Here is a 25,496-nt window from a genome sequence, read left to right on the forward strand (position 1 = left end):
GTAATATTTATTAGGGCTTTGTTTTCGGTTATTTAATAAAAAGTATTACCTTTGCACACGCAATTAAGGAAATGGCTTCGTAGCTCAACTGAATAGAGCATCTGACTACGGATCAGAAGGTTCCGGGTTTGAATCCCAGCGAAGTCACTTTTCATTGCATCCTAAACGGATGGCTTCGTAGCTCAACTGAATAGAGCATCTGACTACGGATCAGAAGGTTCCGGGTTTGAATCCCAGCGAAGTCACAATAAAAGAGAAGTTCAATTCAGAGCTTCTCTTTTATTGTTTGTGTTCTTTTCTCTCTCTTTTCAAAAGAGAAGGTGAGACTCAATCAATAGCGTTAGCCTGTAACTTCATTGATTGAGCCTCAGATTACGTTTTATTTGACTAAAATTTTCTTTCCATTTACAATATAGATTCCTTTGCCAGGGTGAAGTGTTTTTCTGCCCATGAGATCATAGATAATCGTTTGTTTATTGGTATAAGCATAAAAATTGATAGGCCTAATGCCAGTAGGATCTTTCTCAGAATAGTATTTTTCGAAGAAGGCTAAGTATCTTTTGTTCCATTCTGCGGGTGTAGCATGGCCTAAAAATGGATTGATAATATAAACCTTATCCTCGCTTTTAACCTGAGATAACAAGTTGAATGGTGCGAGGTTTGTGCGTGTTGGGTCTGTGGTGTCTTGCAGACTGAAGCATGTAATGACGGGACAGGTGATATGAGCAGAAAAGTTCATCACATCGAAATAAGCATTAAAGCGATTCATTTCGTCATCGTTCATTCCCAATTTTGCCTTGGCTGCCAAGAAGTTTGCACGTGGCCAATTCACTATTTTCATGCCTTCTTCAAAGTCAGCATGCCCTGTTATAGAGGGTGCAATGGCTTTGAATGCACGCGTTAATCCTTCTGCAACATAGGTGAAGCAGCCTCCTTGACTTCCTCCTGTAGCATAGATGTTCTTTTGATCTACTTTTGTTTGGCTCTTCACAAAGTCGATAGCTCTGACACAATCAAGGTATGCTCCTCGATAATAATGCTTTTCTTTATCGCCCCAGCCATAGGAATAGTAGTCTGTTTTACCTGTAGTTTTGTCACGACCATACACATTATCGGTTAGGTTTGGCTCGCGATAGTTGAGCATTTGACCGCGAGTTGAGAGGATGAACTCATAGTATTTTGGTTGTCATCTGCATTCATCTTTCAGTTCTTCCATCTTGAATTCGGCTTTGGTTGAGGCCAATTCTTTTAATCCTTCTTCCCAATAGGTCCAAAAATCATTAGGAGTTGTAGCTTTAATGGGTACATTTTGTGGGTCAAAACCAATATTATAGGAGCACACATCGTTGTTATTTACATTCGCAATGAGCTTATAAAATCCCGGCTCTCGAAGGTTTTTGAATGGTAAGTCGACATGCTTGGTTTCACCAGCAGCAAGAGTTACGTCCGTTGTATACGTCTGATAGCTGGTATTTCTTTGCGATTCAAAGATAGTATAACTTCATTATAGTGTGTTCTTCGATTGATTTTGAAGTTTTCCTTTATGGCGAAATACACATTTGGGAATAAAAATTACTCAAAAGGGAGGCTGATTTGACTCTTTTTCTTATCTTTGTATGCAGAACATACACAAGTATTTCATAGCATAAACACAAACAAATGAAACTTACTTGTTTGCAACTTTGTTACATTAAGTGATTTTAATCAAAGGCATGAATAAGACATTTCGTTTATTTCTTCTTTCCATTATTGTTGTTATAGTGACTCCTGTGAGTGCACAATACAGCTTTCGGAGCATAGACCTTCGAATGGGATTGAGTGACAACTATGTGCGATCTATTGTAAAAGATAGTCAGGGTTTCGTATGGTTGGGCACACTCAATGGCCTTTCTCGCTATGATGGGTTCCGCATTCGCAATTATAATATTGTGCAAAAAGATGGAAAGCTCAACAACAATATACTCAGAATTGCTCAAGATAAACGTCAAACCTTATGGATAACAACGCTTGATGGGCAGCTGTTTTGCTATGATAAGGAGAGCGATGGCATTTGTAATGATGCTGCAAAAAGACTGGCGCGTTTAGGTGTTCGCAGCCAGGGTGCTGTGTTTGTTGACGCAGATCGCAATCTGTGGTGTACTTCAACAGGTGTACTTTACTATTATGTTTTTGATGATCATCGCCTCTTTTCGATGCCTATAAAAGAGAAGATTATCTCGGTTTCTTGTAGGGATGGCGTTGCTTTTGTATTGACAAATCAAGGGAAAGTCTATCGGGTGAATCCCCGACAAAATAGTATTTATTTCATGGGTTCATATCCTTTAAGTCGTCAAATAAAGGATTTGAACATGTTTCAAGATAGCAAACACAACCTGTGGTTATATGATAAGTATGTGCCGGGCCTCTTTTGTTTGCGCGAAACAAAGCTGTCTTCTCATGCTGAAGTCAAGAAAATGAGTGATGAAAATGTTATGTCTATGGATGAAGATCAGCAGGGAAACCTGTGGATAGGCACGAATAGTGATGGCATAATCGTAAGAGATGAAGACGGCACATCAAATAGAATTGTTCATAATGACCTCTCTTCCTATTCGTTGGCAAGCAATCATGTGAGCGCCATCTATATTGATAATGAGAACATAGCATGGGTGGGTACGTCTAAATTAGGTGCATCTTTCGCCCCCGTTAATCATGCAGGGATGACAGTTTTCAATACACCTTATAAAGAGGATATAGGCTTCTTTTGTCAGGATTCGTATGGAAAACTTTGGATAGGTTATGATGGTAATGGCCTGTTTTGTGCCGATACGGGGGCGCATTTCACAAAAAACAATTCTTCTTTGACCTCTGATTTGGTCATAGGAGGCCGTTTGGCACAAGATAAAAGCATGTATATTGGAACCTATGGTGGAGGTATCTTGCGCATGGATGAACGGGGAACAATCACTCCGGTATGGCAAAAATATAGTCAGCTGGCCTATGCACGGCGAGTCATTCAAGACAAAGAAGGTAATTTTTGGATAGGAAGCACGATGAATGGACTATGTGAACTCCCCATGAAGGGAGGGTTTAAGAACTATACTTTCACAAATTCGGTACTCCGAACCAATGCTATTACTGATATGGTATATAGCGAAAAAGAAGACCTTTTGCTTATATCTACAAGCACAGGGCTATATACGTTAAACGCTAAAAAACATCTTCAAGCGGTGCCATTAGAGGCGTTGAAGACAGCTTCTATCAATGCGTTGTGTATTGATTCAAGGGGGCTGAGGTGGGTTTGTATGAATGATGAAGTGCGAATCTACGACAAACATTTCAATCTTTTGAAAGTTTTTGGCGCGCAAGATGACATGAACAATGTGTTGGCCATCACATGTGACCATCAAGGGCAAGTGTGGTTAACCACCAGTGATGCGCTTTTCAATGTGCGAGTAGATAGAAATAGCAACAAGGACTATCGCTTTCATTTCCGAAAATTCATTGATGCTGACGGCTTTGAGCACATCACTTTCTGCAAGAAAGCCATTTATTGTACGGACAAAGGGGATATTCTTGCAGGCGGATGTGGAAGATATCTTCGTCTGACTCCTGCTGCTTTGGAAGATAGAATGACGAGCCGGAAGTTATTTTTCACCGAATTACGGGTGAATGGTAAGATGATTCCTTTCGGTGGAAATCAGTTAAAGGCGTTGACTTTTGAACATAATGACGAGATAGAATTGTTTGTTTCTACTTTAGATTATGTGCATGCTGCTCCACTAAAATTTGCATATAAGCTTGAAGATGAATGGGTTACGGCCAATGATAATTGTATCAACTTAGGCCAGTTGCCCTTTGGTCATTACACCTTGCAAGTGAAGGTGCTTGACGGAAACGAAGACATCATGACCACTTTACAGTTTGATGTCAAATCTCCTCTTTGGCTTTCGTGGTGGGCAATCTGCTTATATGTTGTCTTTTGTGGCCTTGTGGGGTGGTTGACATCAAAGCTTTTTATTTCCTATCAAAAACAACTTGAAAAGCCATCTGTGCCAGATTCTTCTGCGCTTACTACCCATTTGATGCCGGATGAAATGCCATTGTCTGAAGGCGACAATCGTTTGATAGCCCAGGCAACAGCGATTGTAGAGGCACATTTGGCTGATGCAGCGTTTAGTGTGGAGCGTTTCAGTGAGGAGATGAACCTTAGTCGCAGTGCACTTTATAAGAAGTTGATGAGTGAAACGGGGCAGGCTCCGCTTGAATTCATGCGGACCATTCGATTGCAACATGGGCTTCGGTTGCTGCAACAGGGAGAGATGTCGGTTGCAGAGATTGCTTATAAGACGGGATTGTCGCCAAAGCAGTTCTCTAAGTTCTTCAAAGAGCAATATGGTTGTTTGCCTTCTCAATATAAGAAGGACCATGTTTAAGCGAGTTTCCATGGGGCTTTGTTTATCCGAATGCGTCGTGTTTTGATAAGTGAAGAATCCTGTTGCTAAATGGCTGATAATAAAGAGGTTCGTTGAAACTTATGCCTTATTTCTCACCTTAATTTATAGAGGAAAGAAAAGTGGTGCATTTCGTCTCGTGAAAAGGGCCATTTGGCGGTGTCATCCAGCCCATTTCATCGCCTGATTACATTCATTTTGCAAACCGGTGGAGGGGGATGAAGACATGAGAGAATGCAAAACATACTGAAAAATAATGTTTTTTCTTTGTTATTCTCACTTTTTAGATTATATTTGCAACAATATAATTGTTAAATTAGAGATTGAAAAGGATATGAAGAAAGTAAGTAGTATGCTGCTCATCTTGGCTGTTTCGTTGGTCATGGCAGCATGTGGAACGACACAAACTGTGCCTGTGACAGGTCGAAAACATTCGCTGTTGGTGAGTGATGCACAAGTGTTGAGTCTTAGTAAAGAGGAATATAGCAAGTATATGAGAAGCGCAACGCTGTCTACAAACGCTGCAAACACGGCTATGGTAAAGCGTGTTGGCCGTCGATTGGCTACTGCGGTAGAGGCTTATTTGCGTAATAATGGTGCTGCAGATGAGATTAAGAACTTCGCATGGGAGTTCAATCTTGTGGCCGATAAGAATGTAAATGCGTTCTGTATGCCAGGGGGTAAGATTGTGGTTTATGAGGGTTTGTTGCCTGTAACGCAAGATGAAGCCTCGTTGGCTATCGTACTTGGTCACGAGATTGCACACGCTGTAGCAAAGCATAGCGCTGAACAGATGTCGAAAAAGATACGCCAAAGCTATGGAACTCAAATCGGAAGTCAGATTCTTGGGGCTATAGCGGGCCAGTCAGTAGGCGATTTAGCCGGTGCGGTTGCACAGCAAGGATTCAGTTTTGCCAATCTACGTTATAGCCGAGATAACGAGACAGAAGCCGATCATATTGGTCTAATCTTTGCGGCAATGGCTGGATATGACCCACGTGAGGCAGTGCCTTTCTGGCAAAGAATGGCTGCACAGAGTGGCAGTAATAATAGTAATGACATGTTCAGTGACCACCCAAGTGATGCCAAACGTATAGCTGCTATTCAGCAATGGATGCCAACTGCTATGAAGTATTATGAGGCTTCAGGTTATGCTTCGAAGTCAGTTCCGACAATGAAAGTTAGTGCTGGCAAGAAGAAAACCAGTAAACGAAGAAGATAAATATAGGGAATTCCGGCTCTCTCTTTCCTCATCGGGGAGGAGAGCGTAGGGATTTGACAACAGAAGTCCCCTTTTTAGATAGTAATTTATATAGTGTTTCATCTTTAAATAATCATAGCCATGATAGATTATATCGTAAGTAACTTATGGATTTTCTGGGCAATCATCATTTTTAGTTGCCTTATTTTGGAATTGAGTTCGGGTGATTTCTTCATCACTTGTTTGGCTATTGGTGCTCTGTTTTCTTTGGGCTCTTCGTTCTTTTTGCCTTTCTGGGCCCAGATTTTGATAGGCGCTGTCTGCTCAGTCCTAAGTATTTGGCTCATACGTCCCAAGATTTTGCATCGTTTTCACGCCTACGGTGAAAACCGTCTCAGTAATGCCGACGCATTGATTGGTAGGATTGGAATCGTCATTGAAGCCATTCCGGCAGGTGGAAGCGGTTATGTGAAAGTGGATGGTGACGAGTGGAAGGCAGTCAGTCAGGTCCCACAAGAAATTAAAAAAGGCAATAAGGTAGAAATTATTGGCCGTGATTCAATCATTGTCACAGTGAAATTAATTTAATCTTTAACGAATAACATAAAATTAAACGTATGGGAATTTATTATGCATTGGCTGTATTTGTAGTATTAGCCATTATTTTTATCAAGATGACTGTAGTTATTATTCCACAAAGTGAGACTCGTATTGTGGAGCGTTTGGGTAAGTATTTTGCCACACTTAAACCTGGTATTAACCTGATTATCCCCTTTGTAGACCGCACAAAGACTATTGTGGCGTTGCACAATGGGCGTTATGTCTATACTAATACCATTGATTTGCGTGAGCAGGTGTATGATTTTGCACGCCAGAATGTAATTACCAAGGACAACATTCAAATGCAAATCAACGCTTTACTCTATTTCCAGATTGTTGATCCCTTTAAGGCTGTCTATGAAATTAATAATCTTCCGAACGCAATTGAGAAGTTAACACAAACCACTTTGCGTAATATCATTGGCGAAATGGAATTGGATCAGACACTGACAAGCCGTGATGTTATCAATACAAAGCTTCGCGGCGTGTTGGATGATGCCACAAACAAATGGGGAATTAAAGTCAATCGTGTCGAACTTCAGGATATAACTCCTCCACAAAGTGTGCTTCAAGCCATGGAGAAACAAATGCAAGCCGAGCGCAATAAGCGTGCCACCATCTTGACAAGTGAGGGTGATAAGCAGGCGCAAATCTTGCAAAGTGAAGGTGATAAGGCGGCCATCATCAACAAAGCAGAGGCTGCCAAGCAGCAATTTATTCTCAATGCAGAGGGTGAAGCGACTGCACGTATTCGCAAAGCTGAGGCAGAAGCTATCGCAATCGCTAAGATTACAGAGGCCGTTGGTAAGAGTACGAACCCTGCCAACTATCTACTTGCGCAGAAGTACATTCAAATGATGCAGGAGTTAGCCCAAGGTGATAAGAACAAGACGGTGTTCTTGCCTTATGAAGCGTCGAATCTTATGGGAAGTATTGGTGGAATTAAAGAACTTTTCAAAGGCGAATAAGAAATTAATTTGACTTTTGTTTCATGGTCTCGTGATATTTTCTTACTTTTGTATTAAAACACTTAACTATGAATATTGCTATCGTTTGCGGTGCACGCCCTAACTTAATGAAGGTTGCTCCGATTATACGCGCTATAAGAAACAATAAACATTTCGGTGGAGTTAACTATCAGTTGATTTACACCGGGACTGAAGACGACCCTTCACTTGAGCCATCTCTCTTCAATGATTTAGAGATAAGTCGGCCTGATATGTATTTAGGGGTTGACTGTGAGAACCTGAATGAACTCACAGGTCAAGTCATGTCGAAGTTTGAATTGTATTTACAGCAGCACCCAACGGACGTTGTAATTGTCGTTGATGACCTTGCAAGTACGATGGCAGCAGCCATAGTTGCTAAGAAACAAGGAATCAAATTAGCTCATATTGCGGCTGGAACGAGAAGCTTTGACATTAGTATGCCGAAGGAGATTAACCGCCTTGTTATTGATGGTTTGAGTGATATTCTCTTCACAGCTGGAATTAGTAACAACAACATTGCTAATAAAGAAGGGGCTGAATTGAGTAAGGTTTACATGGTAGGGAATATCCTTATCGACAATCTTCGCTACAATCATGGTCGTCTTAAGCGTCCCGCTATCCTTGATAAGCTTGGACTTGATGACCATAGATACCTTGTTTTCACGCTCAATCGCAAGGCTTTAATTGAAAATAAAGCCCATCTTTCAGAGCTGATTAGGGCTATTATAGGTGGACTAAAGGATGCAACCTTCCCCATTATTGCTCCACTTCGCGGGAAGGCTGCAGCCATTGTGAAAGAGATTTTGGCTGAAACAAGTTACCCATCTGTCATCACTTTGGTTCCTCCTCAGAGTTATCTTGACTTTGGATATATTACTGCTCACGCGGCAGGAATCATCACTGATAGCGGTAATGTGGCTGAAGAAGCAACGTTTAATCAAGTTCCTTGTATCACGCTAAACAGCTATACAGAACATATCGAGACGGTAAAAGTGGGCACAAATGTCTTGGTTGGTGAGGATCCTGAACAGCTTCGCACTTATGTTTCGGATATGATTGCCGGACGATGGAAGGCAGCTGGTATTCCCGATCGATGGGATGGACGAAGTGCAGAGCGTATATTGCAGATACTTTGTTAGTTACATTGCTTGGTGAACTTTGTCAAATTATAGTTGTTAAGCATTGATATGTGTTCGCCAACAATGTTAAACTTTGTACCAATGCTTGCTTTTTTGTTTTGCTTTCTCTATTTTTGTGTCAGATAGAAAGTGATTCTGTTGATAATAAAGACGAGTGAATCTCATCTTAATAGGAATGTATTCGAGGCGTCGAAAGGCAAGAAGCGAAACGTCTCTATTTAGTGTAATAATTAAGATTCGCATTAATAAAACTTCAATTTAGATTCGATAGGTTATAGTTGTTAAGGAGGTTTATTCAGGAAATAATTTTTAAGAAGCCGTCGGGCTTTATCCCCTTAGGCGCTGTATGCTTAGGCAGCATGCAGCGTTTACTGTGTATAGAAGATTGTGAATAAAGCGTTTTGGCTTTTGATTAGTTTAACATTAGCTTGTAAAATGTTATAGATTTTTGTGTAATTTGTTTTTTTTACATATCGATTAAAAAAAGAACATTGAATATTTGGTTGCAAATCGTTGTTTGATTAAATTTGCATGCATAGAAGGAAATAGTTTAATTAAATCTTTATTTATATTTATGAACCGCAAATTTATTACCACAATGTTGGCTTTATGCCTTGTTTTTGTGAGCCATGCACAGGAACATAAGATTGAACATAACTTCAATTTAGGCGTAGGAGTGGCCAGTTTGGCGGAGAACAATGTACATTATTCTTTCCGAATTGGCTATGGATTGAATTATTATCTGTCTGAAAACTGGTCGGTTATGCCTGGGGTTTCTTATAGAACTGTATTCGATGATCCTTTCAAAGGCGATGTCGATGGCATAGGATCTGATGATTGTTCTTTTATTGATGTACCCGTTTTGTTGCAATATCACCAGCATGCGCGTGGTGAAAAAGGCTTTGTTGCCGAGCTTGGTCCAGTCTTTTCATTCCTTACTTCGAATAGTACTTATTATACAGATGCCAATCCTCAGGATGAGTTAAACGACAAAAAGATGTATAAAAACTTTGACTTTGGTATCCAGCCCGGTGTTTATTATCAAACAGGAAAGCATTGGCGCTTTGGTGTTCAGGCTCACATCGGCTTCTGCAATATGTTGAAGAAGTATCCAAGAATAAATGATTCAAAGCGTTTAAACGATGTCGCTGCAACGGTAAACTTTAGTTTCTAAGCAGTTATACAACATAAAGAAGAGGAAAGAATCAAGCAATAAAACAGGCGACGTGGCTTTCGCTGTGCGTCTGTTTGTATTCAACCAGGCAGGTAGAGTGGCTTTATTCTTTGCTCTTCTTTTTCATTTTCCGTCCTCATTTCTTTAATTATACTCCCTCACTCCCCATTTCTCAGCCATTTCTTTCAGCATATTGGGTTTGCAAATGCCATAGAAATTATTGGCACGTGCAGTGTTATAAATCTCCTTACAATCCTCCATCATCACCGAAGTCCAGGCAGTTTGGTCCCAGCTTGCATCGGGATCATCGGGCATCATGAAGTCTTTATATCGGTTACGAATCCTATATTCCGAGTTCGCAAAATAGCAAAAGATTCGTGCTTTCTGTTCAAGGTTGAAGTGATAAACATTATTTTTATTATCTCTTAGCAACTCCATCACATACAAAGCGAAATGATGATCATAATAATCATGGTCATTTCCTGTTGTGTTTCTTTCGATCGTTTCAATTAAAGGCAAATGAACCACGAGCTTGTTGGTGGCAGACTTTACGAAGATTCTTTGGAAAAAGCCGAGCTCAGACTCTTCATTTGATTTGAAAACCCATTGATTGAGTATGGCATTCCCATAATAATTATCCTTATAAAAGAGGTCATGCAGCATCTCTTGTCCCCCATAAATGTCGCCAATTCCCCCATAATTGTTGCTAAAGCTGTTGGCATTCATGTGTTTAAGGTAGTTGAAAGCCGTCGCCTTTTCATAGAAAACAAAGTTGTTTAGCGCCAAAATCTGTTTGAAAAAGCATGGATCCAAGACGACCTTATTGCCTTTTATCGACACCATATCATTGAGAAGCCAGTTGAAAGTGATGATTCTCGATGAACATAATGCAAAATAATTTGACGCAAAATCATAGTCGTTGTCACTCCATAAAGGCTGATATGCGCGCGATTGAAGGCTAATTTTCTTGCCATAAACCTGTTGTATCTGCCTAAGAAACACTTCTTCAGAAGGCTTTTGGTAGCCATGTGTCTGCAAATAGTATTCAACCAACGGAATTGTTAGGTCGAAATCTTCGCGTGTAGGCACATATCTTGGCTTGGATTGGTCGTCTCTAAAGTCTCCACCATACCAGGCTCTGTCTTGCAAAGTCAGGTGTTTTTTGAGCGTGTTCCAATCAATCCCCATGTCCTTTAACTGCTCCTTTGTCAGCACACTATCATATTTTGTGGGCAAGGTCGCTGGTTGTTGTGCCATAGTTTCAGCCTTATCCTTGGGTTTAGCCGTACAATGTATAAACGAGATTACCACAATGAGTGTCATCATCAGCATCAGTAGTTTTCTCATGTTCAGTCTTTTTTGTTTTCAACAATCATTTTTTTGTCAAATCATATCCTTGACTTTCGAGGCACAAAGCACAATGTTTGTGGCACAAGGATGAATAGATTATAGGCAAAGATACAATATCTCTTTCTTTTATCCAATCTTTTTTGTGAGGTATTTTCTTTCTTTTCATTGTGCTTATCCACGTGAGGTTCATCACTTTACGGGCTGAATCAGCCAATAAAGTGCAGCATGTGGCAGCACAACCTCTTTCAAAGTTGTCTGACTTAGCTATACGAAAGGGTTGCAAACGGACTTTGTGGATAGCCATTTGCAGGGTTTATGACGTTCGTCTTACCATTATTTTCTTGTCCAGAAGCATGTTTCTTCTCCCATTCAATAGCATAAATCTTGTTTTGATAAGCCATAAATTGGGCACGCGTATTACTGCCGGGACGCATCAAATTGGATAGATAGTCCTTGGCATCAGCCTCCTCTCTGACCAGTTTCCCATGCGACTGGCAGTAGTGATAGAACCAAAAGAGCAGGTTGCGCCGCACAATACAGTTTGTGCGCACAGCCAGATTCCCAATGCGTTCGAGGCACATCATGTAGTCGTTATCTTGATAGAGTTTTGCCAATAGCTCACGACTAACGCCTGCTTCGTGCTGTTTGGTGGCCCCTTCTGTTGGGGAAGTCTGACTCATAGCCACTACATTACGAGCTACTTCCTCATGCTTCAAAGTTGCGTCAGCATCGGAATTCTTCATCAAACAACCTTCGTCGGCGTCGAACTCCCCTCCTTGTGAGGGGTTGGGGGAGGGCTTTCTCTTTTTCTCTTTCGTCGTTCTTTGTTCTTGTTTTAGTTCTTTGTTCTTAGGAAGGCTAAGTGATTGATTATCAATATGCCTATTTGTTAATTTTTCTAAACTATCGTTTGTCTCTTCATTCCTTGCTGAACATTCGCCAAAAAGTTGCTGTAAAAACGGACTATAAAATACCTTTTTGTTGCTTTCAATTTGGAACAATGAAGGGAAGTCATTGATCAGTTGCAATACAAACTTAGGACTTTTGTGACAACCATGGGCAATTTCAGAGATAGCATAGAGCGGAGCACGACAGTTAGTGCGTCGTTCTAACAGAAATTTCATCATGTAAATGGCAACGCCCCAGCCGGCAATACTATATTTTTCTTTTAGCATTGCCATGTCATATGAGTTTAGAAACGAAAGTTCAAGACGCAAATGAAGTTGTGAACTGCCAGTGTTGTGCCTGTTGCGAGCTGTCTTGTTGCCCGTCATTTTAATTGTTTTTTCCATATCCATAAGATTTAATGGTATTTTTATTAGCTGAAATAATGTTATCCTTATATTAATAATGTGTATCTCTTTTTATCCAACAATCCCCTGCTATGACTCATGTTGAGACACAGTTAGTTGGTATTGCTGAACAAAAGCAAATCTTATTGTTACCCTTAAAACATCCAGAGCGTGTGCTTTCGGAATGATTTTAGATATCAGTTACAAAGATACAAAATTATGACCCCCTTTTGCAAGTTTTTTGGAAGAAAAATAACGAGAAAATGAAATAAAAGTTTTTAGCCTCTGATTCCTATCATTTTGCAAGCTGAATAGAATCAAAACAGACGACGAAATGGGTCAAATTAAAGTATGGTGCAAACATATAGAGAGGCCCGAGAGAATGATGTGTGTTTGACATTTGAAGTGAGGTAATCTTTCAAATCTTTATTTTTTATGAAAGAAAACTATCATATTGTTTGGTGGAATGAAATGAAAACTTTACTTTTGCAAAAGAAACAGTTATATAATGTGACTGTACATCAGAAAAACAAGATATGAGTTTATATGCATCTTTCTTTTATTATTATTTTTACTTTGCAAAGAATTGTGAAGCGGGAAGTTGCGTATGAATTTCAACTTAAGGTTTGAGTAAAGAATAAAACAAAATACACTACGGTCCCGCTTGATAGAGTGAGGGCCGTTTTTCATTTTTAACCTATGAAGAAAATAGCAATACAAGGCACGAAAGGCTCATTTCATGACATTGCAGCGCATCAGTTTTTTGAAGGAGAACCCATAGAATTGATTTGTTGTAAAACGTTTGAGCAGGTGTTCGAAGCAATTCAACAAGACGCAACTGTCATGGGATTGGTTGCCATCGAGAATACCATTGCAGGTTCGTTACTTCATAATTATGAGTTGTTGCGGTCGAGTGGGGTTGTTGTTGTGGGCGAACATAAACTTCATATCAAGCATTCCATCTGCTGCCTCGCTGCTGACGACTGGAACAGTATCCATGAAGTACATTCTCACCCCGTTGCCTTGGCACAATGCCGCAAGTTTCTTGACCTACATTCCGAATTCAAAGCAGTCGTGTCAGAAGATACAGCTGGCAGTGCAGAAGAGATTGCTTTACATGACAAACACGGTTGGGCTGCCATCTGTTCTGACTATGCAGCGCAGCTATATGGGCTGAAAGTGTTGCAAGAAGACATACACGACAACAAGCACAACTATACGCGTTTTCTTGTGTTGAGTCATAGTTTGCAAGCCCCTTCCATGTTGTCGGATATACAAATTGACAAGGCCAGTCTTGTGTTTAGCCTGCCTGATGAAGAAGGAAGCCTTAGTAAGATACTCACCATTCTTAGCTTTTATGACATCAATCTCACTAAGATTCAGTCACTTCCGATTATTGGTCGCGAGTGGGAATATATGTTCTATGTCGATGTTGCGTTTGCAAACCCAACGCGATATCGCCAGAGTATAGACGCCATTACACCGCTTGTAAAGAACATTAAAATACTTGGAGAATATGAAAGCTGCAAAAAGAGTCACTGAGATACAGGAATATTACTTCAGCAGAAAGCTGAAAGAAATCGCTAAACGCAATGCTGCCGGGGAACAAATTATTAGTCTTGCAATTGGAAGTCCCGACCTTCCACCTTCTAAACAGACTATAGATAAGTTGTGTGAAGTGTCGCGTGAGCCCGATGCTCATGGCTATCAACCAACTGTTGGCACGCCAGAACTACGCGCAGCTATGGCTGGTTTTTATCGCCGTTGGTATGGAGTTGCGTTGGATGCACAAACAGAAATCCTGCCCTTGATAGGCAGTAAGGAAGGTATTTTGCATACAACCTTAGCCTTTGTAGACCCAGGAGACAAGGTCTTAGTGCCCGATCCAGGCTATCCCACCTATACAAGTCTGAGCAAAATTCTTGGTGCAGAGATTGTGAACTATCCTCTTCGTGAAGACAACGACTGGCAACCCGACTTTGACTTGCTTGAGAAAATGGACCTCACGGGCGTCAAGTTAATGTGGGTGAACTATCCCAATATGCCCACAGGAGGGAATGCCCATCGTGAGACCTTTGAGCGGTTGGTGGCCTTTGGCAAAGAAAACGACATTATTATTGTTAATGATAACCCTTATTCTTTCATTCTTAATACAGATGAAAAGAGGTCAATTATCCAGGTAGAAGGGGCGCGTGATTGTTGCATTGAGTTCAATTCGATGAGTAAAGCCTATAATATGCCGGGCTGGCGTGTCGGTATGTGTGTGGCCAATCCAACGTTTATCAGTTGGATATTAAAGATTAAAAGCAACATTGATAGTGGCACATTTCGCGGTTTGCAGTTGGCAGCGGCTGAAGCTTTTAACACAAATGACGACGCATGGCATCGCGAATTCAATGTAAATGTGTATCTTCGCAGAAGAAAGATTGCCGAGAAAATAATGGCTGCTTTGGGTTGTTCTTTCGACCCACGGCAAGTTGGTTTGTTTCTTTGGGGGCGCATACCAGAGCGTTATTCGGATGTAGAAGACTTCACGGAAGCCATACTTCATCAGGCCAAAGTCTTTATAACGCCCGGTTTTATCTTTGGAGAGCGAGGCAAACGCTATGTGCGTTTAAGTCTTTGTGCAAACGAAACACTATTGAATGAAGCCTTAGAAAGAATCACAAGTGTTTCATTTTAGCACGCTGTCTCCATGGTTGGGGAGTTTGAACTTTATTGAACGTGTAGAGATTTTCATTGTAACACTTGCTTCGTTGCAAGTAAAACAGACAATAATTAAGCAAACAATATAGCATAAAAAAATATAAACGATATGGAACTTGAATTACAAGCATTAAACTTACCGAGTGATAGTGAGCGGCCTTCCTGCGTGATTGCCGGTCCGTGTTCAGCTGAAACAGAAGAACAAGTGCTAACCACCGCAAAACAACTGGCTGCTAAAGGTTGCCACATCTTTCGTGCAGGAATATGGAAACCACGTACAAAACCCGGAGGATTTGAAGGAAATGGTGAGATGGCTCTGCCTTGGATGAAAGAAGTTAAAGCGCAAACGGGCATGCTCACAGCCACAGAAGTGGCCACGCCTGAACATGTAGCATTGGCCTTGAAATATGAAATTGATGTGTTATGGGTAGGGGCTCGCACGACCGCTAACCCCTTTGCAATGCAGGCTTTGGCTGATTGTTTGCAAGGAATTGATATTCCTGTGTTGGTGAAAAACCCCGTAAACCCCGATATTGAGTTGTGGATAGGTGCACTACAACGACTGAATCAAGCGGGCATTAAACGCTTGGGCGCAATTCATCGAGGCTTTTCGAGCTGCGAAAAGAAGATTTATCGCAATCAGCCCATGTGGCAAATACCGATAGAATTGCATCGACGCATTCCCGAGTTACCCTTGATTTGCGACCCCAGTCATATTGGAGGACGACGCGATTTGATAGCACCCTTGTGTCAGCAAGCAATGGATTTAGGCTTCGATGGATTGATAGTTGAGAGCCATTGTTCGCCCGATGAGGCTTGGAGTGATGCCAAACAGCAGGTGGCTCCAGATATTTTGGATTATATATTGAGTTTATTGATTGTGCGAGATGAGCATACAACGAACGAAGGTATACGCCAATTGAGAACGCAAATCGATGATATTGACAGCCAATTGATGGAACTTTTGGCCAGGAGAATGCGCATTTGCCGAGAGATTGGAACTTATAAGAAGGAACATAATATGACGATTCTGCAGACCAACCGATATAATGAGATACTGTCAAAGCGTGGTGCTCAGGCGAGTCTTTGTGGCATGAGTCCGGAGTTTGCGGCTCAAATCTTCGAGCATATTCACGAAGAAAGTGTTCGTCAACAGATGGAAATCATAAATCAATAGCCATGAAAATATTAGTGATGGGAGCAGGAAAGATGGGGAGTTTCTTTATCGATTTGCTCAGCTTTGAACACGAAGTAGCCGTCTATGAGAAGGATATTAGGCGCATGCGCTTTACGTATAACTGCCAAAGATTCACCGAACTTGAAGAGATAAAGCAGTTTTCTCCCGAGTTAGTTATTAATGCTGTGACGGTTAAATACACGCTTCCTGCATTTCAAGAAGTGCTCCCTTATTTGCCGAAAGATTGCATTTTGAGTGATATAGCAAGTGTAAAGACGGGCTTAAAGGCTTTTTATGAGACCTGCAATCGACCTTATGTGAGCACTCATCCCATGTTTGGACCGACGTTTGCCAACCTACATCAGCTGAACGAAGAGAATGCAATTATCATCAATGAAGGGGATTATATGGGACGAATCTTCTTTAAGGACCTCTATCAACGACTGGGATTGAATATCTATGAGTATTCTTTTCAGGAACATGATGAAACAGTTGCTTATTCATTGAGCATTCCGTTTGTCTCTACTTTCGCCTTCGCCGCGGTCATGAAGCATCAAGATGCGCCGGGAACAACATTCAAACGGCACATGAAAATAGCCAAAGGAGTGTTGAATGAGGATGATTATCTGTTGCAAGAAATCCTCTTCAATCCGTTCACGAGTGGGCAAGTGGCTAAGATTAGAGAGGCTTTGAAAGAACTCATTGACATCATTGACCACAAAGATGCTGATGCAATGAAAGACTTTCTCGCACGGATTCGCCGACATGTAAAGGAAGATATCTCTTAGAAATAACGCTTATGCACTGGTTGTATCTGTTACTTGGGGTCTTCACTTTCGTTGAATTGAACTGCGAAAACCTTTTCGACACACAACATGATAGCCTGAAACAAGACATGGAATACTTGCCAGAGAGTTATCATCACTGGAATAAAAGTCGCTATTGGAATAAACTTAACCACGTTGGTCAATCCATAATAGCTTGTGGTAATCATGAAAACAAATGGCTTTTACCTGATCTTGTTGCACTGTGTGAAGTCGAAAATGACAGTGTGGTACGTGATCTTACTAAACGATCCCTACTTCGTCAGGCACGTTATGAGTATGTGATGACCGAGTCACCTGACGTGCGTGGTATTGATGTTGCCTTGCTTTATTCACCTTTTACATTTAAGTTGTTGCGCTGGAATAGCATCCGTGTGGCTCCGATTAAAGGCATGCGACCAACCCGAGATATACTCTATGCGGCAGGACAACTAATAAACGATGACACACTTCATGTGTTTGTGGTGCATGCGCCAAGTCGAATGGGCGGCGAATTAGCCACTCGTGATCACCGAATGGCAGTTGCAAAGCGATTGGTTGAGGCTATTGATTCCGTGAGAAATCATTCAAACAATGCTAAGATTGTTATTGCGGGAGACTTTAATGACTATCAAAAAGATGTTAGTATTCAGTATGTTATGCATCATGATTTTTTAGATGTTTCTGCATCGGCTGTTGGGAATCATGGCGCAAAAGGTACGTATAAATATCGTGGAGAATGGGGAAGTTTGGACCATATCTTTTGTAGTGACCCGTTGATTCCTTTCTTTCAGCGTTGTTATGTGGCTGACTTTCCATTCCTCTTAACTGAAGATGAAATCTATGGTGGAGTCCAACCATTGAGAAATTTTCATGGCGCATGTTATCAAAATGGATTTAGTGATCATTTACCCTTAGTTGCACTATTCGATTTTTAGATGTATTGGGCACATTTTAACATGTTGAATCATTTTTTTCTTAATTATTTATAAATTCATGTTTAGATAGTAGTGTTTCTCCTATATATTATTTATTTTTGCATTGTCTAAAATGAGTTGACTTTCATTCTCACTAAGAAGACCTCATTTTTAATGAGAGAATTATAAAAAAAAGACTTTAATTTATGTTTGAAAACTTAAGTGATAGGTTAGAACGATCATTCAAAATATTGAAAGGTGAAGGTCAAATCACCGAGATTAACGTTGCAGAGACGTTGAAAGATGTACGTAGAGCCCTGCTCGATGCAGACGTTAATTTCAAAGTTGCCAAGAGTTTTACAGACACAGTAAAGCAGAAAGCCATGGGCATGAACGTGCTTACAGCAGTTAAGCCGGGTCAGTTGATGGTGAAGATTGTGCATGATGAGTTGGCCGATTTAATGGGAGGAGACACTGTTGACATCCAACTTGAAGGCCATCCTGCCATTATTCTAATGAGTGGTTTGCAAGGTTCGGGAAAGACAACTTTTAGTGGTAAGCTCGCAAACCTGCTTAAGAACAAACGCAATAAGAAACCTTTGTTGGTGGCTTGTGACGTTTATCGTCCTGCTGCTATTCAGCAATTAAAAGTCGTTGGCGAGCAGATTGGTGTTCCAGTATACTCAGAACCTGAGAGCAAAGATGTCATTGCGATTGCTAACAACGCTGTGCGTGAGGCCAAAGCAAAGGGATATGATGTTGTGATTGTCGACACTGCTGGTCGTCTTGCGGTTGATGAAGAGATGATGAATGAGATTGCTAATCTCAAAAATGCACTCCATCCAGACGAAACTCTCTTTGTGGTTGACTCCATGACTGGCCAAGATGCTGTGAACACGGCAAAGGAATTTAACGACAGACTCGACTTCGATGGTGTTGTTTTGACCAAACTTGATGGCGACACTCGAGGCGGAGCAGCACTTTCAATACGTACGGTTGTCACGAAACCCATTAAGTTTGTCGGCACAGGAGAGAAGATGGAAGCGATTGATGCGTTTCATCCTGTGCGCATGGCTGACCGAATTCTCGGCATGGGTGATATCGTTTCACTCGTTGAACGCGCGCAAGAACAGTTCGACGAAGAAGAGGCAAGACGACTCCAAAAGAAGATACAAAAGAATAAATTTGATTTCAACGACTTCCTCGGTCAGATTGAACAGATTAAGAAAATGGGCAATCTTAAAGACTTAGCAAGTATGATTCCGGGCGTAGGTAAAGCCATTAAGGACGTTGATATCGATGATAATGCGTTCAAAGGCATTGAAGCCATCATCAAAAGTATGACACCTAAGGAGCGCACTAATCCTGAAATACTCAACACGAGCCGCAGACAACGCATCGCAAAAGGTTCAGGAACGAATATACAAGAGGTGAATAAGCTCATCAAGCAGTTTGACCAGACGCGTAAAATGATGAAAATGGTTACGGGAAATCAAATGGCAAGCATGATGAGTCGCATGAAAGGTATGAAAATGCCGGGTATGCCTAAGTTCTAAAGTCTGACGAATTGATTCACTACCATGCAGATTATTGACGGTAAAGCAACTGCAACAGCAATCAAAGCTGAAATCGCTGAAGAGGTAAAGAATATCGTTTCAGCTGGTGGAAAACAGCCTCATTTGGTGGCAGTGTTAGTGGGTCATGACGGTGGTTCAGAGACTTATGTGCGCAATAAGGTTATCGCTTGCGAGCAATGTGGCTTCAAGTCCACGCTCATTCGCTATGAAGCGGATGTTACTGAGGCTGAGTTGCTGGCTTGTGTAGACCGACTTAATAAAGACAAAGACGTCGATGGATTTATCGTTCAGTTGCCTTTACCCCGGCATATTGACGAGCAAAAGGTCATCATGTCTATTGATTTCCGTAAGGATGTAGATGGATTTCACCCCATCAATGTAGGCAGAATGTGCATTGGTTTGCCCTGTTTCATCTCTGCCACTCCGTTGGGAATATGGACGCTTCTCAGTCACTATAACATTGAAACCAGTGGTAAGAAGTGTGTTATTCTCGGTCGAAGTAACATCGTAGGAAAGCCTATGGCGCAGCTGATGATGCAGAAACAATATGGTGATGCGACAGTAACCGTCTGCCATAGTCATTCAAAAGACTTGAAGAAAGAATGTCGTGAAGCCGATATAATCATTGCAGCTATCGGACAACCTAACTTCGTTACAGCCGATATGGTGAAGCAAGGTGCAGTCGTAATTGACGTGGGTACTACGCGCGTTGAAGACAAAACACGTAAGAGTGGCTTTCGTTTGAACGGCGATGTAAAGTTTGATGAGGTCGCACCCAAATGTGCATTTATCACGCCAGTTCCTGGTGGTGTTGGCCCAATGACAATCTGTTCGCTAATGAAAAATACGTTGGCGGCAGGCAAAAAAGAATATTATAAGTAGACTTATTAACATAAGTAGTAACTTGATTTTTTTATAACTCTCTAATTTTTTTATAGGGACTGGTACGCAGTGATGCGAGTCAGTCCCGTTTTTTACTACAACAGGTAAAGTAAAATGAAAGTAACGATGCTGTGAATTGACGCAGAAGATGAGCTAAAATGGCACAAATCGTGCGCCAATTTAATGCAAAAGTCAGAAGCAGCTGAAGCCGAAAACGAAACATTCTGATTCTCAATGAGATAAAGCGCGTTGCAAACGAAATGAAAATAAATCATATAACATGAAACATAAGATAATACTTTTCTTGGCATTATGCTTGGGTGGTGGAGCCGTTCGAGCTCAAAATATAACGCCAGCCTATACGATTATGGGCAAAGATTCTACCTGTCAGGTCTTTGTTTATTCACCGAGTGCGCGCGAAGGACTTCATCTTGCCTTTCTCGGCGACGATGATCAGTGGCATGAAGTGGGCCAGCTTTGCGCCTCAGACTATGGACCATGGGGTGCAGAAAAACGCATGTTTGATCCTTATGTGACTAAGGCTGCTGACGGAACGTGGCGTGCCGTGTGGTCAGTGAATGATAGTGCGCCTGTGTTTGCAGCGGCTTATTCAGATGATCTCATTACATGGCGCCCGCAAGATTATCCCCTTGTGCGTGAGAAAGGGGTGAAAAGTCCTGTCGTTTATCAAATGGGAGATGGCTCTTTTGATATTTATTTGAAGACTTCCAAAGGCAAACGCTATGTTCATGCCACAGAAGATTTTCGTCATTTTGAAGAGGATTCCATTCCATCACAAGCCGATGAAGTGCTTTGGCAGAAGGATAATGCCGTGATAAATGGGAAAAAGTTCTTGGGAAATGCTTTCGATGTGTCGGCTTATCATCTTCAATTTATTCGTTCGTGGTTTGCTGGTTTGAAAGCCGATAACGTGCGTTATGCAGAGCAAATGAAAGACGATAAATCGCGTTTTGCAGCTTTGAATCGGCCTGTTGAGGCTACTTTGCATGTTGACCTTACGAGAACAAAGCCGATAAGTGATAAGCTTATAGGCGTATTTTTCGAAGATATTAGTCGTGCAGCTGATGGTGGTTTATACGCACAATTACTTGAAAATGGAGATTTTGAGTATTCTCCTGCCGACCATCGAGGATGGAATAGTCAGACCGCTTGGACCTCGGATAAACCTATTGTGATAGCAACGGCAGAGCCATTGAGCAAGAACAATGCACATTATGCAGTTCTAAATCAAGCTACTTTGACGAATCATGGGTGGGATAATGTTATCTATGACCATGGCGAACAATTTGATTTTTCGGTTTATGCACGTTGTGTTGATCAGAAGAAAGCTACATTGCTCGTTCAGTTGGTTGATTCTTTGGGGCAGGTTTTGACTGAAGGAAAGGTGAAGGTTGAGGGAAACCGCTGGCAGCCTTATTCGCTATCGCTAAATACTTTGACCAAAAAGAGGGTGCAGCCCGTAATACCTGTGCGTTGCAGTCTGCGTATTGTAAGTACTAAACCGGGAGATATTGCGATAGACATGGTGTCACTTTTTCCTCACGATACCTATAAAGGACATGGCATGCGTAAGGATATTGCCGAGACAATTGCAGCCTTGCGTCCAAAGTTTATGCGCTTTCCGGGAGGCTGTATGCTGCATGGTGACGGAATAAACAATATCTATCATTGGAAAGAAAGTATTGGACCACTTTATGATCGCAAGCCCGATCGCAATATATGGGGCTATCATCAGACGAAAGGTTTAGGCTTTTTTGAATATTTTCAGCTATGCGAAGATCTTGGAGCAGCCCCACTTCCTGTGCTTGCTGCAGGCGTTCCGTGTCAGAATTCGGCTGCAAACAAAGAGGGTTTAGCTGGGCAACAATGTGGAATCCCTATGAATCAAATGCCTGCTTACGTGCAAGATGTGTTGGATTTAATCGAGTGGGCGAATGGTAATCCGACTTCTTCGAAGTGGGCAAAGATGCGTGCCGACGCAGGACATCCAGCTCCTTTCCATTTAAAAATGATAGGCATTGGCAATGAAGACCTTATTACAACGGCGTTTGAAGAACGCTATTTGATGATTTGCAAGGCTGTAAAAGCGAAATATCCTGATATAGAAGTTATTGGGACTGTTGGTCCTTTCCATTATCCTTCGGCTGATTATATCGAAGGATGGAAGGTTGCTAAGGCCAATAAATCAGTTATAGATGCTGTAGATGAGCATTATTATGAATCACCGGGCTGGTTTCTTCACAATCAAAACTATTATGATCAATATGATCGAAAAGGTCCGAAAGTTTACTTGGGAGAGTATGCTTCGCGCTCAAGAACGGTTGAGTCGGCCCTTGCTGAGGCTATACATCTTTGCAATATTGAGCGTAATGGCGATATTGTTGAAATGACAAGTTATGCTCCTTTGCTGTGTCATGAGAAGCATCAGAACTGGAATCCTGACCTCATTTATTTCAATGCGTCTCAGATAACGACAACTCCTAATTATCATACCCAGGCCTTATTTTCTCAATTTTCAGGCAATCAATATGTTACTTCGCATGTTGATATAGCCAAAGATTTGGCCTATCGTGTTGCTGTTAGTGTGGTAAAAGATAGTAGAACGGGTGAAATAATGTTGAAATTGGTGAATGCTTTGCCTGCAACAGTTAACTTAAAGTTAGACGGAATCAGTCTTCCTGATGACAGCCGTGTGGTTGGTTTTGATGGAAATCCAAGCGATACGGAGGTGAAAACGTTTGATGCTATGCGCCGGGAAAAGCTCATCAACGTGAAAAATAGCGTGTTGCAATTGCCGGCTTATAGTGTGATAGCCATAAGTTTTAATTCAAATATGGTGACAAAATAATTGATATCATAGTTCAATTTCCTCAATGCCTCCGAATGCTGTAAGGTTTTCGAAGGCATTTTCTTTAGGAAACAATCCATCATAAATGCCTGCACAAATGAGTACACCGCCATGAGCAAAGATGCCGACATGCTCAAATGGTTGTTGTTTTAGCCAGTCAAGGAAGGACGAAACGCGCTTGAACAGCATCGGAAAACTCTCACCTCCCGTGGCTTCAAGATGCATATAGTCTTCATACCACGCCAGAATGTGCGGGTCTTCTTTGGCAATATCGTCATATAAACGCATCTCCCAGTCTCCCATGTTCATCTCCTTCAGTCGGTCATCGAGTGTGGGATTATCGTATCCGCAATAAGAAGCAAGCTTGCGAGCACGTGTTAATGGCGAAGAGAACACGGCGTCAAAAGGTGGTTTTTTAGATAGGTTTGCTTTCGTGATTGCAGCCTCTTCACAGAATGAATCGGCTACGGGCACATCGCTCCAACCATAACATGTGCCTTTGGGAACATTCACTTTGGTGTGTCGGATAAGGGTAACTTTCATAAAGATGCTAATGGATGAAGTGAGATAATGACATAAATGAGGTAGAAACTCAACTCTGTTAGGAGGAAAACAGCACCGCAACAATCTCCGGTATAGCCTCCAATGCGGTGGTGCATCAATAGATAAAGGAGATAATAAACAAGTGCAGGAAGGGCTATACAGATATAAGGTAAGCCGAAGAAATACCACAAAGGAAGAGTTGGAAGCACGCCTTGTATGAAGAGACTTATGCCAGATTTAATGCTCAACTTACGGTAAACGACTCGATTTTTTGCTGTATCTGCCGTTCGAGCATAAGGCATATATTGGATGAGATTGGCTGTAATCATCTTGAAGAAAGGGTCTGCAGCCAGAATCATTAATGCCGTTGTGTGGGCTGGAAGAATTGTAAGGCACTGATACAATAACATGAAATAAAGAATCAAACCGAGTACACCGAAGGTGCCAATACGGCTATCTTTCATGATATCTAAAATGCGTTTGCGGTCACTTCCGCCTCCGCCGAAGCCGTCAAGAAAGTCAGCTAAGCCGTCTTCATGTAGGGCTCCAGTAATTAAAATGCGTATTACGATAGCCAAAATTGCGGCAAACGAAAGAGGCATATACATCGAACCGAAGTAAAAAGTGGCTGCCATGCACGCTGAAGTGAGCCATCCTGTGAGGGGCCAAAACTTAATTATCGTTTCGTAGGCCTCTTTTTTAGGTTGATAGATGCGCCAAAAGGGGAGGCGAGTAAAGAATATTAGCGCAGCAAAAAGGCGGTCGCGCCATGAAATATTGTTTTGAATGTCTATCTGCATGAATTAAAAATATTTGGTGATATGTGCATTTTCAAAGTTATTCATCTCGTTAATCATGCGCACAGCAGAGTCAATAATGGGGTAGGAACATAAGCCTCCAGTACCTTCACCAAGTCTTAAACCTAAAGATAATAAAGGCTTAGCATTCATGAGTTTAAGCATTTTGCGGTGTCCTCCCTCATCACTGCAGTGCCCATAGATGGCATAAGCCAAAACTTCGGGGTGCATTTGAGACGCTGCCAACATGCAAGCGGTCATGATAAATCCGTCAACAAGGATGACCATGTGACGTTCGGCTGCACGCAGCATTGCCCCTATTGCCCCAACCATTTCAAAGCCTCCAAAATATGGAATGGCATCAATGGGCTGATAGCCCTGGGCAAAGAATCGGTCAACGGCAGTCTGAAGTACAGCTAATTTGTGTTGCATCTCGGTATGGTTTAGGCCTGCACCGGCTCCAATACATTCGTTTAAAGGAAGGTTTTCAAAGATACTCATCCATATACTTGACGGACTTGTATTGGCAATTCCCATTTCACCTATACTAATAATGTTACATCCTTCGGCAAAACAATCATCTACTAATGTTGCACCTATATGCAACGCACGCTGGAATTGCTCATCATTCATGGCAGGATTGCGAAGGAAATTCGCCGTTCCATGCGCGATTTTGTGATTGATAATGGCTGGATAGGCCGTTAAATCATGGTCTACTCCCATGTCGATGATTCGCAATTTAAATCCATGTTGACGGCAAAACAGGTTGACACCTCCACCTCCTTGTGTGAAGTTTATCATCTGTTGCCATGTCACATCTCGTGGAGATACCGACACGTTTTCACGCTCAATACCATGGTCTCCACCAAAAAGTAGGTGGCAAGGATGATGCAAAGAGGGAGATAATGTCTGTTGAATAAGTCCTATTTGCAAGGCTATTTCTTCCAATCTTCCCAATGAACCTTTGGGCTTATTTAGATTGTTTATCTTCTCAATCAGCGACTTTTCTATGGATAGATTGGGTGCTTTTATATTAAAATTGATCAT

At 41.6% G+C, this 25,496-nt stretch carries 21 protein-coding genes and 2 tRNA genes; 16 read left to right on the forward strand and 7 right to left on the reverse strand.

Features of this window, described 5'->3' with window-relative positions:
• Positions 1-73: 73 nt before the first annotated feature.
• Both HMPREF9145_RS09155 and HMPREF9145_RS09160 read left to right on the forward strand, forming a co-directional pair.
• Positions 74-147 (forward strand) — tRNA-Arg (locus HMPREF9145_RS09155).
• A 24-nt stretch (positions 148-171) separates the two neighbouring features.
• Positions 172-245 (forward strand) — tRNA-Arg (locus HMPREF9145_RS09160).
• A 134-nt stretch (positions 246-379) separates the two neighbouring features.
• On the opposite strand, the gene HMPREF9145_RS09165 is transcribed toward HMPREF9145_RS09160, so the two are convergent.
• Together HMPREF9145_RS09165 and HMPREF9145_RS13525 are read right to left on the reverse strand one after the other, a co-directional pair.
• Complete coding sequence (locus HMPREF9145_RS09165; RefSeq protein ID WP_262502510.1) at positions 380-1,165, reverse strand: acetylxylan esterase; 786 nt, start codon at positions 1,163-1,165, stop codon at positions 380-382.
• A 21-nt stretch (positions 1,166-1,186) separates the two neighbouring features.
• Positions 1,187-1,342, reverse strand: coding sequence for a hypothetical protein (locus HMPREF9145_RS13525; RefSeq protein ID WP_021826068.1), 156 nt, complete (start codon positions 1,340-1,342; stop codon positions 1,187-1,189).
• 370 nt (positions 1,343-1,712) lie between these two features.
• On the opposite strand from HMPREF9145_RS13525, the gene HMPREF9145_RS09170 reads away from it, so the two are divergent.
• The 6 genes from HMPREF9145_RS09170 (at position 1,713) to HMPREF9145_RS09195 (ending at position 9,536) form a co-directional block, all read left to right on the forward strand.
• The gene (locus HMPREF9145_RS09170) at positions 1,713-4,415 is read left to right on the forward strand and encodes a two-component regulator propeller domain-containing protein (RefSeq protein ID WP_021826042.1); all 2,703 of its coding nucleotides are present in this window, start codon (positions 1,713-1,715) and stop codon (positions 4,413-4,415) included.
• Between the two features lie 352 nt (positions 4,416-4,767).
• The gene (locus tag HMPREF9145_RS09175; RefSeq protein WP_036907230.1) at positions 4,768-5,655 is read left to right on the forward strand and encodes a M48 family metallopeptidase; all 888 of its coding nucleotides are present in this window, start codon (positions 4,768-4,770) and stop codon (positions 5,653-5,655) included.
• A 120-nt stretch (positions 5,656-5,775) separates the two neighbouring features.
• A complete protein-coding gene (locus HMPREF9145_RS09180; protein ID WP_036907233.1) occupies positions 5,776-6,222 on the forward strand; it encodes an NfeD family protein in 447 nt (148 codons plus the stop codon).
• Between the two features lie 29 nt (positions 6,223-6,251).
• A complete protein-coding gene (locus HMPREF9145_RS09185; RefSeq protein WP_021826091.1) occupies positions 6,252-7,202 on the forward strand; it encodes an SPFH domain-containing protein in 951 nt (316 codons plus the stop codon).
• A 68-nt stretch (positions 7,203-7,270) separates the two neighbouring features.
• Positions 7,271-8,362 (forward strand): UDP-N-acetyl glucosamine 2-epimerase, encoded by a 1,092-nt coding sequence (locus HMPREF9145_RS09190; protein WP_021826122.1) that lies wholly within the window; start codon positions 7,271-7,273, stop codon positions 8,360-8,362.
• A 574-nt stretch (positions 8,363-8,936) separates the two neighbouring features.
• Positions 8,937-9,536 carry a porin family protein gene (locus tag HMPREF9145_RS09195; protein WP_021826124.1) on the forward strand — a complete coding sequence of 200 codons (600 nt, stop codon included), beginning with the start codon at positions 8,937-8,939 and terminating at the stop codon, positions 9,534-9,536.
• A 144-nt stretch (positions 9,537-9,680) separates the two neighbouring features.
• Here HMPREF9145_RS09195 and HMPREF9145_RS09200 read toward each other — a convergent pair whose 3' ends face one another.
• Entirely contained in the window at positions 9,681-10,883 is a 1,203-nt protein-coding gene (locus tag HMPREF9145_RS09200; protein ID WP_036907237.1) for a hypothetical protein, read from the reverse strand.
• Positions 10,884-11,146: 263 nt separating this feature from the next.
• The gene (locus tag HMPREF9145_RS09205) at positions 11,147-12,178 is read right to left on the reverse strand and encodes a DUF7833 domain-containing protein (RefSeq protein ID WP_316928788.1); all 1,032 of its coding nucleotides are present in this window, start codon (positions 12,176-12,178) and stop codon (positions 11,147-11,149) included.
• Between the two features lie 699 nt (positions 12,179-12,877).
• Between HMPREF9145_RS09205 and HMPREF9145_RS09210 the strand changes: the two genes are divergently transcribed.
• From HMPREF9145_RS09210 to HMPREF9145_RS09245, 8 genes are all read left to right on the forward strand, one after another.
• On the forward strand, positions 12,878-13,720 hold the full coding sequence (locus HMPREF9145_RS09210) for a prephenate dehydratase (protein ID WP_021826096.1): 843 nt from the start codon (positions 12,878-12,880) through the stop codon (positions 13,718-13,720).
• A complete protein-coding gene (locus HMPREF9145_RS09215) occupies positions 13,695-14,861 on the forward strand; it encodes a pyridoxal phosphate-dependent aminotransferase (RefSeq protein WP_021826112.1) in 1,167 nt (388 codons plus the stop codon). The genes HMPREF9145_RS09210 and HMPREF9145_RS09215 overlap by 26 nt, the downstream gene beginning before the upstream one ends.
• Positions 14,862-14,993: 132 nt before the next feature.
• Positions 14,994-16,061 (forward strand): bifunctional 3-deoxy-7-phosphoheptulonate synthase/chorismate mutase type II, encoded by a 1,068-nt coding sequence (locus tag HMPREF9145_RS09220; protein WP_007133321.1) that lies wholly within the window; start codon positions 14,994-14,996, stop codon positions 16,059-16,061.
• Positions 16,062-16,063: 2 nt separating this feature from the next.
• Positions 16,064-16,849, forward strand: coding sequence for a prephenate dehydrogenase/arogenate dehydrogenase family protein (locus HMPREF9145_RS09225; protein ID WP_021826051.1), 786 nt, complete (start codon positions 16,064-16,066; stop codon positions 16,847-16,849).
• Between the two features lie 11 nt (positions 16,850-16,860).
• Positions 16,861-17,802 (forward strand): endonuclease/exonuclease/phosphatase family protein, encoded by a 942-nt coding sequence (locus HMPREF9145_RS09230; RefSeq protein ID WP_021826057.1) that lies wholly within the window; start codon positions 16,861-16,863, stop codon positions 17,800-17,802.
• A 185-nt stretch (positions 17,803-17,987) separates the two neighbouring features.
• The gene (gene ffh, locus HMPREF9145_RS09235; RefSeq protein WP_021826105.1) at positions 17,988-19,337 is read left to right on the forward strand and encodes a signal recognition particle protein; all 1,350 of its coding nucleotides are present in this window, start codon (positions 17,988-17,990) and stop codon (positions 19,335-19,337) included.
• A gap of 24 nt (positions 19,338-19,361) precedes the next feature.
• Positions 19,362-20,240 carry a bifunctional methylenetetrahydrofolate dehydrogenase/methenyltetrahydrofolate cyclohydrolase FolD gene (folD, locus tag HMPREF9145_RS09240; protein ID WP_007133325.1) on the forward strand — a complete coding sequence of 293 codons (879 nt, stop codon included), beginning with the start codon at positions 19,362-19,364 and terminating at the stop codon, positions 20,238-20,240.
• Between the two features lie 280 nt (positions 20,241-20,520).
• On the forward strand, positions 20,521-23,109 hold the full coding sequence (locus tag HMPREF9145_RS09245) for an alpha-L-arabinofuranosidase C-terminal domain-containing protein (protein ID WP_021826036.1): 2,589 nt from the start codon (positions 20,521-20,523) through the stop codon (positions 23,107-23,109).
• Positions 23,110-23,115: 6 nt separating this feature from the next.
• Here HMPREF9145_RS09245 and cobC read toward each other — a convergent pair whose 3' ends face one another.
• The 3 genes from cobC to cobT are packed head-to-tail and all read right to left on the reverse strand — an operon-like array spanning position 23,116 to position 25,496.
• Positions 23,116-23,652, reverse strand: a complete 537-nt coding sequence (cobC, locus tag HMPREF9145_RS09250) for an alpha-ribazole phosphatase (RefSeq protein WP_021826067.1) — start codon at positions 23,650-23,652, stop codon at positions 23,116-23,118.
• On the reverse strand, positions 23,649-24,452 hold the full coding sequence (gene cobS, locus HMPREF9145_RS09255) for an adenosylcobinamide-GDP ribazoletransferase (RefSeq protein WP_021826082.1): 804 nt from the start codon (positions 24,450-24,452) through the stop codon (positions 23,649-23,651). Before cobS ends, cobC begins: the two co-directional genes overlap by 4 nt.
• A gap of 3 nt (positions 24,453-24,455) precedes the next feature.
• The gene (gene cobT, locus HMPREF9145_RS09260) at positions 24,456-25,496 is read right to left on the reverse strand and encodes a nicotinate-nucleotide--dimethylbenzimidazole phosphoribosyltransferase (RefSeq protein WP_021826034.1); all 1,041 of its coding nucleotides are present in this window, start codon (positions 25,494-25,496) and stop codon (positions 24,456-24,458) included.

Origin of the sequence: Segatella salivae F0493 (assembly GCF_000477535.1) — a bacterium.
GTDB lineage: Bacteria > Bacteroidota > Bacteroidia > Bacteroidales > Bacteroidaceae > Prevotella > Prevotella salivae.

Coding starts and splice junctions, on each gene's coding strand:
- HMPREF9145_RS09170 (WP_021826042.1), top strand. CDS start 1,713: ATGAATAAGACATTTCGTTTATTTCTTCTTTCCATTATTGTTGTTATA.
- HMPREF9145_RS09175 (WP_036907230.1), top strand. CDS start 4,768: ATGAAGAAAGTAAGTAGTATGCTGCTCATCTTGGCTGTTTCGTTGGTC.
- HMPREF9145_RS09180 (WP_036907233.1), top strand. CDS start 5,776: ATGATAGATTATATCGTAAGTAACTTATGGATTTTCTGGGCAATCATC.
- HMPREF9145_RS09185 (WP_021826091.1), top strand. CDS start 6,252: ATGGGAATTTATTATGCATTGGCTGTATTTGTAGTATTAGCCATTATT.
- HMPREF9145_RS09190 (WP_021826122.1), top strand. CDS start 7,271: ATGAATATTGCTATCGTTTGCGGTGCACGCCCTAACTTAATGAAGGTT.
- HMPREF9145_RS09195 (WP_021826124.1), top strand. CDS start 8,937: ATGAACCGCAAATTTATTACCACAATGTTGGCTTTATGCCTTGTTTTT.
- HMPREF9145_RS09200 (WP_036907237.1), bottom strand. CDS start 10,883: ATGAGAAAACTACTGATGCTGATGATGACACTCATTGTGGTAATCTCG.
- HMPREF9145_RS09205 (WP_316928788.1), bottom strand. CDS start 12,178: ATGGAAAAAACAATTAAAATGACGGGCAACAAGACAGCTCGCAACAGG.
- HMPREF9145_RS09210 (WP_021826096.1), top strand. CDS start 12,878: ATGAAGAAAATAGCAATACAAGGCACGAAAGGCTCATTTCATGACATT.
- HMPREF9145_RS09215 (WP_021826112.1), top strand. CDS start 13,695: ATGAAAGCTGCAAAAAGAGTCACTGAGATACAGGAATATTACTTCAGC.
- HMPREF9145_RS09220 (WP_007133321.1), top strand. CDS start 14,994: ATGGAACTTGAATTACAAGCATTAAACTTACCGAGTGATAGTGAGCGG.
- HMPREF9145_RS09225 (WP_021826051.1), top strand. CDS start 16,064: ATGAAAATATTAGTGATGGGAGCAGGAAAGATGGGGAGTTTCTTTATC.
- HMPREF9145_RS09230 (WP_021826057.1), top strand. CDS start 16,861: ATGCACTGGTTGTATCTGTTACTTGGGGTCTTCACTTTCGTTGAATTG.
- ffh (WP_021826105.1), top strand. CDS start 17,988: ATGTTTGAAAACTTAAGTGATAGGTTAGAACGATCATTCAAAATATTG.
- folD (WP_007133325.1), top strand. CDS start 19,362: ATGCAGATTATTGACGGTAAAGCAACTGCAACAGCAATCAAAGCTGAA.
- HMPREF9145_RS09245 (WP_021826036.1), top strand. CDS start 20,521: ATGAAACATAAGATAATACTTTTCTTGGCATTATGCTTGGGTGGTGGA.
- cobC (WP_021826067.1), bottom strand. CDS start 23,652: ATGAAAGTTACCCTTATCCGACACACCAAAGTGAATGTTCCCAAAGGC.
- cobS (WP_021826082.1), bottom strand. CDS start 24,452: ATGCAGATAGACATTCAAAACAATATTTCATGGCGCGACCGCCTTTTT.
- cobT (WP_021826034.1), bottom strand. CDS start 25,496: ATGATCAATTTTAATATAAAAGCACCCAATCTATCCATAGAAAAGTCG.